Below are 11719 nucleotides of genomic sequence, written 5' to 3' on the forward strand. Positions count from 1 at the left end.
GGGCCCTCGCCTCGCGTTACGAGAAGAACGCCAGTACCTTTCTGGCAATGGTCACGCTAGGAGCCATCCTGATGTGGCTTTAATTGTTCACACGTCCTAACTCAGTCGTTGGGATTAGTGGTGGCACGCGAGATGCTTCGGCTGCGCTCAGCATGACGTTATTCTTCATTTCCTATTCACATTAATAGCCCCTTTCCCTACTGCTCAAACCTCTCCCCCCATCACCTTCCCATACGCCCACTGCACGTCGCCACAGCCGGGCAGCAGGTCGCGCCACTCGGTGCCCAGCGCGCGGCGGTAGTGCCACACCAGATACCCCACACTGGCGGTGTAGGAGGCCGACATGCCCACAGCGGCCCCCACCATGCCCAGCTTCGGCACCAGCCAAAGGCATAGCGGCACCGTGACGGCCAAGCCCAGCAGGGCCGCCCGGTTGTTGACGCCGTAGCGGGCCGTGCCGCTGAAGTACGCGCTGGCCTGCATGCCGGCCCCGTTGATGAGAATACCCGGGGCTAGCGCCAGAATAACCGAACGAGCGGCGCCGAAATCCGGACCGAACACCGCCGCCAGCCACGCGGCCGGCACTGCCGCCAGCACCGCCACGGCCACGGCCGTAGCCAGCAGCGTGAGCCGGCTGCCCCGAAACGCCGCGTAGGTTTGGGCCCGCTTGTCGGGAGCATTTACCAGGGCCACGTATTGAATAAGGGCCGTGCTGCGCGGAATCAGCCAAATGGCCTCGGCCAGCGCCACACCTACTGAGAGGATGCCCAGGGACCGGGCATCGGCCAGATACGCCACCGCGTAGTACCCAAAGCGGTAGTTGGCGAAGGCGAGCAGGTTGGAGAGCTGGGCGCCGCGACTGTGCCGGGCCAGCTCCCGGGCCGCCGCCCGGCGCTGCGCGCGCTCGTACCCGGCAGGGCGGCTGCGCCAGGCATCGGGCAGCCGCAGCAGCAGGGCAGTGCTCAGGAGCCAGGGCACCCCGTAGGCCACGTAGTTGGCGTAGTAATAGGCCGTGACGCTGGGCCACTCCAACGGGCCAAACGCCACCACCAACGCCCCGGCCAGCAGCGCCGCCTGGGCCGTGGTGAGTACATTGTAGGCGCGCTCGCGCTGCCGGCCCAGCAGCAGAAACACGTTGATGGACAGCAGCACCTGCACCAGCGTGACGGCCGCCAGGTGCAGCACATAGCTCGGGCTTACCGGCCGCAGTAGGGCCACTGCCGCGGCGCCCCCGCCGCTCACCACCGCGGCCCAGCCGTAGGCCGGCAGCAGCAGGTGCCACACGTTGCGGCGCGGCACCAGGTATATCAGTGAGGAGCCGCCCACCAGCCCGGCCAGCAGCACCAGCCCCGACATATCCGTAAAAAACAGGCTGACTTCCCCGCGCCCCGCTGCCCCTAGGTACCGCGCCGTGAGCCACACCACCGCGAAGCTGAGCCCCGCCGTGAGTACCCGGGCCGCGAAGTGCTGGAGAATACGTTTTATCATAAAAAGCCGAAGAAGTGCGCAAGAACGCACAAATCCCCTCCTTTTTTCAAGGAGGGGATGTTCGAGCCAACGGCTCGGACGGGGGTGGTGAGGTCGTTGAACGATGGCCGAACGACTCATGAGGGAATCGTTCATCCATCGTGCAACGACTGCACCACCCCCGCTTACGCTTTGCGTAAGCGTCCCCTCCTTAAAAAAGGAGGGGAGTGCGGTTCAGTGCCGGCTCAGTGCTTGCCGATACACTGTTCCGAAGGCTTCTCCTACTGTTTCGGGGGCGCACCTTGCGGCGGCATCGGCTCGCAGCTGGGTTGCATTGAACTGCACGCGGCCATCCAGAACTGCGGTGAGCGCGGCTTCGAGGCCGGCTTCGTCGTCCGGCTCAACCAGCAGGCCAAAGGCATTTTCGGGCTGAAATAACTCCGGCACGCCACCGGTGCGGGTAGCCACCACCGGGCAGCCGCAGGCCCGCGCTTCGAGCAGCACGCAGCCAAAGGTTTCGGCCCGGCTGAAGGACACTAGTGCCGTAGCGCGGCCCATTTCGGCGGCAACGGCGGCGTGCGGGAGCTTGCCCAGGAAGGCCACGGTGCCATCGGCCAGTAGGCCCAGAGTGGCAGCGTATTCTTTTAGAAATTCTTCGTCAGGCCCGTAGCCGGCTATGCGCAGCTGCAGGCCGGGCCACGCGGCGCGCAGCCGGGCCACCACCCGCAGCACGCCCGAAATATTCTTCACCTGGTCGGTAAACGCCGAAACGTGCAGCAGCGTGGGCGCGGCACTTGCAGCCGACTTTTCTTCCGGATGAAACAAGCTCGTATCTAACACGTTGGCAATAACCACCGGATTAGCATTAACAAAGCCCAGCCCGGCCATGGCATCGCGCAGGCCACCCGATACGGTGTGCAGCGCCGCCGCCCGCCGCACCACCGCCCGCGTGAGTACCCAGCGCAGCCCCGAAATGCTGCCTGAGCGCAGCGGCAGGTACAGCGTCCAGTGCTCGGTAACGATGAAGGGGATGTCGCGCACGACCTTGAGGGCCCAGGCAAACAGCCCCGTGCGCAGCAGCACGTGCACGTGCACCAGGTCGGGCCGCTGGCCCCAGTGCTGGCACAGGCGCCGGTAGCCGCGCAGCAGGCACCAGAAGTAGAGCAGTAGCTTCAGCGGCTTGTCGAGCAGGGCCCAGCCGGTGGGGGCGGCGCGGTAGTAGTAGCGCAGCGTGGGCCAGGGGCCGGTGAAATCCTCTTCTACATCAATCAAGCCGGGCAACGGGCCGCGGGCCACGGCCGCAAACAGCACGGCTACCCCGGCGCGGCCGTGCGCGGTGATGGCGGCCACGTGCCGGCCCACGAAGTCGCCGTCCTGGTCGTCGTAGCGGTGCGGGTACCACTTGGGCAGGTGAAGGACTTTAGAGAATGAGCGACTCTCACTGCCCATCAGTCCAGCAATTCTTGTGGCACAAACTCTACCACAGCGTACATGGCACGCATCAACATAGTAAATGGAGCCTTTTTCGACAACAGGTTGCGCAAGTTTCGGCGGGCCTGCGCGCCCCGTTGAGCATCTTGACTTTGCTCGGCTTGTTGAAAGCGAATAATGGCATGTAGCACCCGGTCATATTGCTCAGCAATCGTTACGCGCAGATGACGCGTGTTCAACCGCGAAGCTTCGTCGCCGGGCTTGCCATTATGCAACGTATTAAGCAATTCGGCGGTGTTACAGGCTGCTTGGTCGCTGGCATTGGCTGCCTCAAACTGCGGTGCTTGGCCATTTGGGCCAATAGTCGCCAATAGGCGGTTTTCTATTTGGTCGCGGCAAGGGTCGAGCAAGCCACCCATCGGCCACTGGCGCGGACGCATCATGTTGGCTTTATGAGCCGCTGGAAATAAATTGTTCCAGTCAAATTTAAGAGCCGGGTTTTGGTTGACCGGCACGAAATGGTCCACGTCCATTTCGTAGGAACTGCCGTGCCATTGCTCCGTCAGGTAACACTTGCTGAAGAAGTGGGTGTCGAAAGCCCGCAATACGTCCGAGCCTCGATAGCCGCCGGGCTTGGCAGGCGGAGGTACGGTGCCAGGGTCGGAAGCAGCGGCACAAGCGGCGGCATAAACGGCACAGGCGGTTACGTATTGCTTCATTTCCGGCGTATTCAGCGACGCCGGAGGTAAGGGGCGCAGTATGCTAATCATGCTGCTTGCTCGCGCTGCAAATGAAGCAAGTGCGCCTGCACATCGAGGCGAAGCACCGGCGACATATACTTCCCCTGTTCCTCAAGCAACCGTTGCAGCCGCACCAGCGCCGCCGCCCGGTCAGTCATCTGGCCAACTTCGGCTACTTCTTCCAAAATTTTATCGGCCACGTTGGAATACTCGTTTTCCAACCCAAAATGCGTTTGCATTAATTCGGAGAAAGAGGACCCAGCCGCTTCATCACCCAATGCCTGCCCCGTGCTCAGGTCAAACACCGTCGCGTTTTTAATGCTCGACGCCACGGCCGGCGAGTGCGTGGCCACGATAAACTGCAGATTGGGAAACAGGTTCGTAAGCAGCGGCAGAATCTGATACTGCATTTCCAGATGCAGGTGCGTTTCCGGCTCATCGATGAGAACGAAACCACAGGGGTCATAGGTGTAGTCGTTGGCTTGTTTGCGCAATAGGTCTACGCGCATGAGCAAATCTGTAAGAATGCTCAAGAAGGCCGAGTAGCCAGCGGAAAGTTGATTGAATGTAAAACGCCGCCCGTCAGAGAGATTAATATAAAACTCAAAGCTTTCACGCACAAATTCAAGGTTCAGTTTTAAGTCACCGAATATTTGTCGAAATACTTTTTCTAATCGCTCAAAAAACACTGCTTGACGTTCAGCTACTTCGTCGTTACCATCTATTGTGTCGAATACTTGAAAAACTTTCTTATTAACTAAATATTGCTTAAATAACTCGGATGGTGAACCTTGCATAGGATGCCCACCTCGAACACGTTCATCCATAAAATCTTCTCGCAAGACAGAAGAAACATCTAAAACCTGTACTTTTCTAGTGGCCTCAAAGAAAGTATTTATAACGATTTTACTATTTAGCAACGTTGCCAGGTTTATTACACTCTCGTTTTTAATCTGAGCCGTGAAATAGATGGTTATCTTCTTATCAGGATTGAGATGGTCAGTGAATTTACCATCCGAAGAAAGAACGTTATGGGGTCGCGACCATAAAGAATTTATTTCCCGTAAAACCGTTGTCTTTCCCGACCCATTCCGACCTGTCAGCACCAGATGCTTAAACTCCTGCCCCGGTTCAAACACTGGCACGCGTAGATTCTTAACGGCGTAAGCGTCGTTTATAACCAACTCTTGCAGATAAGGAAATTCCTGGCGGGTAATCATGGCAGCGGAGGATGGATAGTAAGCAAAGATAACCCCTGTGGCCGTGCTACAGCTTGTTGGAAGCAAGTAGCCCCAGTTAGGCTACTACGGAACCGAAACTAGATTTCCCTTCTACAGCAGTTTTCAAGTCAGGTCCTGCCGGGCAATAGCGCGAAGCGGGGTTTCGCGCTATTGCCCGGCAGGCCCCGTACACTAACCCGAAAACTGCTCCGAAATATTAGAGCACGGCCACCTCGGCACTACCAAACGCCGCGATGGCGGCCACGTGCCGGCCCACGAAGTCGCCGTCCTGGTCGTCGTAGCGGTGCGGGTACCACTTGGGCAGCATCAGTACGCGGGGCGTTTTCAATAAAAAAGAAAGAGGGGAAAGCCAGAATTTGCTACAAAGTAAAGCCGCAGCCCTACAGGCGGCGGGCACGCTCCGCGGCGGCCCGGTCTGCCCGTGCCGCAAAGCCTCGGCCGCCGGCCTTTGCGGCTTCATCTTTCATCACCAGCGCGACGCGGAAGGCAGTATTCCAATATGGTAACAATCCGATAAAGGTGGCGGCATATTAAGGCAACGGGCCAGCCGGAAATTTGCACCCATTATGGAAAACGCCATTACTCGGATACTCTTCGCCCTGCTGCTGAGCTTTGCCACGCTGGTTGCCGCCGCGGCCCAGGGCACCGGCAGCATCAAAGGCACTTTCAAGGACGGGGCCACGCAGGAGGCCATCATCGGCGGCACGGTGCTGCTGGAGAACACCACTATGGCCGGGCCCACGGGCGTTGACGGCTCTTATTCGCTGGAACGAGTACCGGTTGGGGTGTATACCCTGGTGGTGTCGTCGGTGTCGTACAAAACCGTGCGGATGGAAAAAATAGCCGTGGCAGCCGGCAAAACCACCGTAGTGGACGGCCAGCTGCTGGCCGATAGCAAAGCGCTGGACGAAGTGGTGGTGACCGGCGTGCGCCGTACCAACACGGAAGTGTCGGTTATCAACGAAATCCGGCAGGCCAGCGTGGTGGTGAGCGGCATTTCCTCCGAGCAGATTGTGAAAACGCAGGACCGCGACGCGGCCGAAGTGGTGCGCCGCATTCCGGGCGTGACCATTGTGGACAACCGCTTCATTCAGGTGCGGGGCCTGAGCGACCGGTACAACACCGTGTGGCTGAACGACGTGAGCGCGCCCAGCTCCGAGACGGACCGCAAGTCGTTTTCCTTCGACATCGTGCCCAGCTCGCTGCTCGACCGGGTGCTGGTGTTCAAGGACCCCTCGCCGGAACTGCCCGGCGACTTTGCTGGCGGCCTGGTGAAAGTGTACCTGCGCAAGCCGGTGTTCAACGAGAAGCTGCTCACGGTGAATTACTCCACGGGCTTCCGCGACGGCACCACGGGCCATGATTTTTTCACCGACAAAACGCAGGCCGGCGACGCCCTCGGCTTTGGGGCTGTGAAGCGGGAGCTTCCGAACGGCTTTCCGCAGCTTAGCTCGGCCTATCAGCAGTACGAGCGGGATTTCTACGCCCGGCAGCTGGACAATAACTTCGCGATTTACAAGATGAAGGCCATGCCCGACATGCGCTTCAATCTGTCCTACCTCGACCAATTCAACATCGCCGGCCTGGAAATCGGCAGCGTGACCTCGCTGAACTACACCAACGCCTACACCCACTTCAACATCAACCGCAACCTGTTCGACGTGGACGGCGCCCGGACCGACCAGTTCAAGGACGACCAGTCGACCAACAACGTGCGCCTCGGCGCTATTCAGAATTTCAGCCTGCAGCTCGCCGATGGTGGCCGCCTGGAGTTCCGCAACCTGTTTAGCCAGCAGGCCCGCAACCAGCAGGTGACGCGCGAAGGCCTCGACGACCAAAGCGTGTTGAACCGCCGCAGCTACCAATCGGGCTACCAGGGCCGTACCACCTACACCAGCCAGCTGGCCGGCACGCACGTCTTCAACAAGGAGAAGACTCACTTTGACTGGGTTGGCGGCTATGGCTACTCCAGCCGCAACGAGCCCGACCTGCGCCGCGTGTCGTACCAGGTGACGCCCGCTGCCGGCGATGGCCGCCCCGAAACCCAGACCGTGCTCACGCCCGCCGCCGGCCAGGTGGACGCCAACAACGCCGGCCGCCTGTACCAGAAGCTCGACGAGCACATCTTCACCGCCACGGCCAACGCCAAGCACAAGGTGAGCGTGGCGGACCGGGAAATGGAAATTGCGGCCGGCACCTACCTGGAATACCGCAAGCGCAGCTTCAACGCCCGCGCCTTGGGCTACTCGCTCAACGCGGGAGGCCTGCAGGGCCTGCGCAACGAGAACGTGGGCAACATTTTTTCCCCGCAAAACATCGGTTCCGACGGCTTTCGGGTGGACGAGGACCTGAACTCCACCTACCACTACGGCGCTTCGAACGAGCTGGAAGCGGCTTACTTGTCGGTTAACCTCCCCCTGGGCGAAAACACGAAGCTGCTGACCGGCGCCCGCTACGAGCGCAACGTGCAGTCCATTGCCACCGGCATCAACGGCCAGCCCGTGACCCAGGACGTGACCACCAATTTCGTGCTGCCCTCGGCCAACCTGAGCTACAACTTCAGCACCAAAAGCCTGCTGCGCGCTTCCTACGGCCGCACCCTGAACCGCCCCGAATTCCGCGAGGCCGCGCCGTTTTTCTACTACGACTTCGACTTCAACGTGCTGAACTACGGCTCGCTGTACCTCAAGCCGGACAGCCCGCTCAAAGTGGCCACCATCGACAACTTCGACCTGCGCTACGAGCTGTACCCCAGCACCGGCGAGCTGATTCACGTTGGCGCATTCTATAAGAACTTCACCAACCCCATCGAAAACGTGGTGGTGCTGACCTCGAACCTGGCCTACACCTTCGCCAACGCCCCCAGCGCCTACGCTTTCGGCGTGGAGCTGGACCTGAAAAAGGACCTCACCTTCGTGAGCGAAGGGCTGAAAAACCTGTCGGTGGTGTTCAACGCCTCGCTCATCAAAAGCCAGGTGACCCTGGGCAACGACATCGTGGCCTGGAACAAAAAGCGCGCGCTGCAGGGCCAGTCGCCCTATGTGTACAACGGTGGCCTGTATTTCCAGACGCCCGACAATAGCTGGCAGGTGGCGGCCCTCTACAACGTATTTGGCCCGCGCATCCTGTTTGCCGGCAGCGACCAGTACCCCGACGTGGTGGAGCTGCCGCGCCACACCATCGACCTGTCCCTGACCAAAACGCTATCGTCGCGCCTCTCACTGAACGCGGGTATTCAGGACGTGCTTAACCAGCAAACCAACCTGGTGCAGGATTACGGCAACGACCGCAAGTACACCGCCGCCGACCCCTCGCTCACCAATTTCCGCCGCGGTACCTACTACACCCTGGGCCTGCGCCTGAACCTGGAGCCGCGCAGCACCGCCACTACGCCGCTGCCCTAGCGCTGTTGCCCGCAGTTTGCTCAGGCGGCAGACCTCACCCCCGGCCCCTCTCCCGCGGAGAGGGGAGCCTGACGATTACAGGCCGTTGTGCTGCCGTGGCTCCCCTCTCCGCGGGAGAGGGGCCGGGAGTGAGGTGAACCCAGCCGCGCCTTCCCCGCTCAGTTTTTTCATCCCCCCCCCCTTTCTATGAAAAAGAACACGCTTTCCCTCGCTTTTGCCGCCACGCTGCTGCTCGCTCTGGCTTCGTGCGATAAGAAAGACATCACGCCCGCCCCCAATGTGGTGGGTACCGGCACCAGCCCCGGCCCCGGCGGCGTCCCCACCGGACCAGCCGTCACGGTCGATGCGCCCATCACCACCAACACCACCTGGACCGCCGCCAACAAGTACCTGCTGAAAGGCTACGTGTACGTGCGCTCCGGCGCCACGCTCACCATTGAGGCCGGCACCATCATCAAAGGCGACAAAGACACCAAAGGCGCCCTCATCATCGAGCCCGGTGCCAAGCTCATTGCCATCGGCACGGCCGCCAAGCCCATTGTTTTCACTTCGAACCAACCCAAGGGCGCGCGCAACTACGGCGACTGGGGCGGCGTTGTTCTGGCCGGCAACGCCCCGGTAAATACCCTGATTGGCACCACCCGGCCTATCGTTGAGGGCGGCCCCACCACCCTATACGGCGGCACCAACGCGACCGATAACTCCGGCACCCTGCAGTACGTGCGCATCGAGTTCGGCGGCGTGGCCTTTTCGCCCAACAACGAGGTGAACGGCCTCACGCTGGCCGCCGTGGGCTCGGGCACTACGCTCGACCACATTCAGGTGTCGTACAGCGGCGACGACTCGTTTGAGTGGTTCGGTGGCACCGTGAATGCCAAGTACCTGGTAGCCCACCGCGGCTTCGACGACGATTTTGACACCGACCACGGCTTTTCGGGCAAGGTGCAGTTCGCCGTTTCGCTGCGCGACCCGTTGCAGGCCGACCAGTCGGGCTCCAAAGTATTTGAGTCGGACAACGACGGCAGCGGCTCCAACAACGCCCCGCAGACCTCGGCTGTGTTTTCCAACGTCACCGCGGTGGGCCCTATCCTAAACCCCGCGGCGGCCAACTACAGCCCGCAGTACACCGCCGGCGCGCACCTGCGCCGCAACTCGGCCCAGAGCATCATGAACTCCGTGATTGTGGGCTTCCCCACCGGCGTACTCATCGACGGCGCCCCCACGGCCGCCAGCATTGCCCGCGGCGATGCCCGCTTCAAGAATAACATCGTGGCCGGCTCCCTCACCGGCTCCAACTCCACCGCCGGGCAGCGCCAGCTCCTCTACGTAGGCCCCACGGGCGGCGCCGGCAGCCTGACCGCTAACAGCGTGATGAGCGCCGACTCGGCCGCCTGGGGCAGTGCCGTGGGCCCGCTCACCTGGCTGAAAGCCAACGCCAACCGCCGCTACACCACCGCCGACAACGTGCAGCTGCTCAATCCCTTCAGCCTTACCGCTCCCAGCTTCCTGCCCCGCACGGGTTCGCCCATTGTGACGGTGGCTCCGGCCACCGCCCCCGCCGCCCCGGCCAGCTTCACCGACAGCAAGCTGACCGATTCCTTCTTCACCCCGGTGAACTACATCGGCGCCTTTGGCGACCCCAACGCCCCGGGCTTCACCAACTGGCTGGCCAGCTGGACCAATTTCGACCCACAGAATACGGACTACTAGGCGACTGCCGGTTCGGCACACGACGCATTACCGAAAACCAGGGCTGTTCCGCAGCCCTGGTTTTTGGCGTTGCGGCAGGTTGCGGGTGAACGTAGCGGCGCTGCAGCCTTAAGTGGTGGATTTCGGGTTGGTTCTCTGATGAGTTCCTAGCTCTATCGAACAGCGGGCCCCGCCGGTGCAGTAGCTTTGGCTCCGCGTGCCGGCTACGCCCGCCGTAATAGAAGAGCATCTATAAGTGTGGGGCATTGATGGTCATCAGCCTCTGGGCTTAATTTGAGCAGCCGTACATATCGGTGAAAGCGGTGAGCTCAGCCGCCGCCGCTCGCTATTCTGCCTTGGGTGTGGCCCATCTGCCCCACACTTTTTGATGCTCTCCTTCAATTACGGAACAGCCCGATAAGTTGCCGCTGACACGAGCGTCGGCGGCCTGCAGCTTAGTCAAAAAATCCGCCCCGGACCGGCACCAACTGGTAGGGCGGGATGGGAATCACGCTAGGGCGTAAGGACAAAACATCACGCACAGAGTAGGCATCCAAAAAATAGAGTAATTTCTCATTATTGGAATAATTGCAGGCCCTATAGACACTCATCCAATTGATATAGTGACCGTTGTATTTGCAAAGGGTATTTGGCGACAAAATTGTCATGAATGGATTGAGTGCATTTTATTCTTTCCTACATCTAAAAATCATCGCTCATGCAAATATTTACTAAACTTTTTTCGGCAAGTACCCGCAGGCTTCTATGGCCAATTGCATGGGCGTGGGTGTTATTGTTCAGCTTAGCTCCCATTGTGGGGCGTGCGCAGGTCCTCACACAGCCCCCCACTATTACTGCGCTTTCCACTACCTCGGCGACGGCGGGTTCCCTAGCTGTCCCGCTTACCATAACTGGCACCAACTTTCTGACCTCGGTCGGTACATTGCCCACCAGCGTGGTGCTTTTCAACGGCGCGCCGCTCGCCACCACCGTGACGTCGGGCACACAGCTCACGGCGACCATCCCGGCGGCGTTGCTGGCCCTGCCCAGCCCCACCAACAGCATTACGGTGCTGAACCCCACGGGGCTCCTGTCTAATACGCTGAACTTTGCCGTGACGGCGGCCGTGTGCGTAGCGGTGAGCACGCCGGCGGTTTCAGTGGTCAACAGCACCACGCTTAATGTGAGCATTCTCGAGGGAGGCGGCACCACCGGGCCTTACACCGTGACGGCCACGCCCCTGCTGGGCGCCGCCGTGACGGTAAACGCCACCGTATCCGGCACCGTGGCGGTGCCGGGCCTACTGCCCGCCACCACGTACCTCATCACCGTCACCGGCACCTGTCCGGCCGCCGCTGGCGGAGGCCCCAGCCCGCCTTCGCTGGGCGTGAGCGCGACCACGCTCGCCGCCCCAGTCCTGGCCATCCCGATTGCCGTCGTCGTGCAGCCCACCTGCTTGGTGGCCACCGGTTCGCTCACCGTGACGGCGGCCCTCTCCGGCGGCGTCTACACCCTGGTGGGAATCAACGCGACCCTCACCTCCACCACGGGCGTGTTCACGAACCTGGCCCCGGGCGCCTACAGCCTGCGCGTCGCGGTTGACGGAGTGGTCTCGGCCGCCCTGGCCGTCACCATCGACGCCGCGCCCGCTGCCCCGGCGGCCCCGGCGGCCAGCGTGGTGGCCATCGTGCAGCCCACCGGCGTGCTGGCCACCGGCTCGCTCACGGTCACCTCGCTCCTGGCCGGC

At 61.2% G+C, this 11719-nt stretch carries 8 protein-coding genes; 3 read left to right on the forward strand and 5 right to left on the reverse strand.

What is annotated here, in order from left to right; all coding sequences use genetic code 11:
• Positions 1-204 precede the first annotated feature (204 nt).
• From BEN47_RS18265 to BEN47_RS22560, 5 genes are all read right to left on the reverse strand, one after another.
• Entirely contained in the window at positions 205-1488 is a 1284-nt protein-coding gene (locus BEN47_RS18265; RefSeq protein ID WP_070730513.1) for a lipopolysaccharide biosynthesis protein, read from the reverse strand.
• Between the two features lie 213 nt (positions 1489-1701).
• Positions 1702-2916: a glycosyltransferase gene (locus BEN47_RS18270; protein ID WP_070730515.1), complete on the reverse strand. Its 1215-nt coding sequence runs from the start codon at positions 2914-2916 to the stop codon at positions 1702-1704.
• Positions 2916-3668: an HNH endonuclease family protein gene (locus BEN47_RS18275; protein WP_070730518.1), complete on the reverse strand. Its 753-nt coding sequence runs from the start codon at positions 3666-3668 to the stop codon at positions 2916-2918. Before BEN47_RS18275 ends, BEN47_RS18270 begins: the two co-directional genes overlap by 1 nt.
• The gene (locus BEN47_RS18280; protein ID WP_070730520.1) at positions 3665-4858 is read right to left on the reverse strand and encodes an AAA family ATPase; all 1194 of its coding nucleotides are present in this window, start codon (positions 4856-4858) and stop codon (positions 3665-3667) included. The genes BEN47_RS18275 and BEN47_RS18280 overlap by 4 nt, the downstream gene beginning before the upstream one ends.
• A 217-nt stretch (positions 4859-5075) precedes the next feature.
• Positions 5076-5207, reverse strand: coding sequence for a hypothetical protein (locus tag BEN47_RS22560; protein WP_262490418.1), 132 nt, complete (start codon positions 5205-5207; stop codon positions 5076-5078).
• A 238-nt stretch (positions 5208-5445) separates the two neighbouring features.
• On the opposite strand from BEN47_RS22560, the gene BEN47_RS18285 reads away from it, so the two are divergent.
• The 3 genes from BEN47_RS18285 to BEN47_RS18295 all read left to right on the forward strand — a co-directional run.
• A complete protein-coding gene (locus BEN47_RS18285; protein WP_070730522.1) occupies positions 5446-8283 on the forward strand; it encodes a TonB-dependent receptor in 2838 nt (945 codons plus the stop codon).
• A 186-nt stretch (positions 8284-8469) separates the two neighbouring features.
• The gene (locus tag BEN47_RS18290) at positions 8470-9993 is read left to right on the forward strand and encodes a beta-helix domain-containing protein (protein WP_070730524.1); all 1524 of its coding nucleotides are present in this window, start codon (positions 8470-8472) and stop codon (positions 9991-9993) included.
• Positions 9994-10690: 697 nt separating this feature from the next.
• A partial coding sequence (locus tag BEN47_RS18295) for a choice-of-anchor Z repeating domain-containing protein (RefSeq protein WP_498365946.1) occupies positions 10691-11719 on the forward strand: 1029 nt, incomplete at its 3' end.

Origin of the sequence: Hymenobacter lapidarius, assembly GCF_001816145.1 — a bacterium.
Lineage (GTDB): Bacteria > Bacteroidota > Bacteroidia > Cytophagales > Hymenobacteraceae > Hymenobacter > Hymenobacter lapidarius.

What these genes read in the sequence shown, in the direction of transcription:
- BEN47_RS18290 (WP_070730524.1), top strand. Translation starts at nt 8,470, where the DNA reads ATGAAAAAGAACACGCTTTCCCTCGCTTTTGCCGCCACGCTGCTGCTC.
- BEN47_RS18285 (WP_070730522.1), top strand. Translation starts at nt 5,446, where the DNA reads ATGGAAAACGCCATTACTCGGATACTCTTCGCCCTGCTGCTGAGCTTT.
- BEN47_RS18270 (WP_070730515.1), bottom strand. Translation starts at nt 2,916, where the DNA reads ATGGGCAGTGAGAGTCGCTCATTCTCTAAAGTCCTTCACCTGCCCAAG.
- BEN47_RS18280 (WP_070730520.1), bottom strand. Translation starts at nt 4,858, where the DNA reads ATGATTACCCGCCAGGAATTTCCTTATCTGCAAGAGTTGGTTATAAAC.
- BEN47_RS18265 (WP_070730513.1), bottom strand. Translation starts at nt 1,488, where the DNA reads ATGATAAAACGTATTCTCCAGCACTTCGCGGCCCGGGTACTCACGGCG.
- BEN47_RS18275 (WP_070730518.1), bottom strand. Translation starts at nt 3,668, where the DNA reads ATGATTAGCATACTGCGCCCCTTACCTCCGGCGTCGCTGAATACGCCG.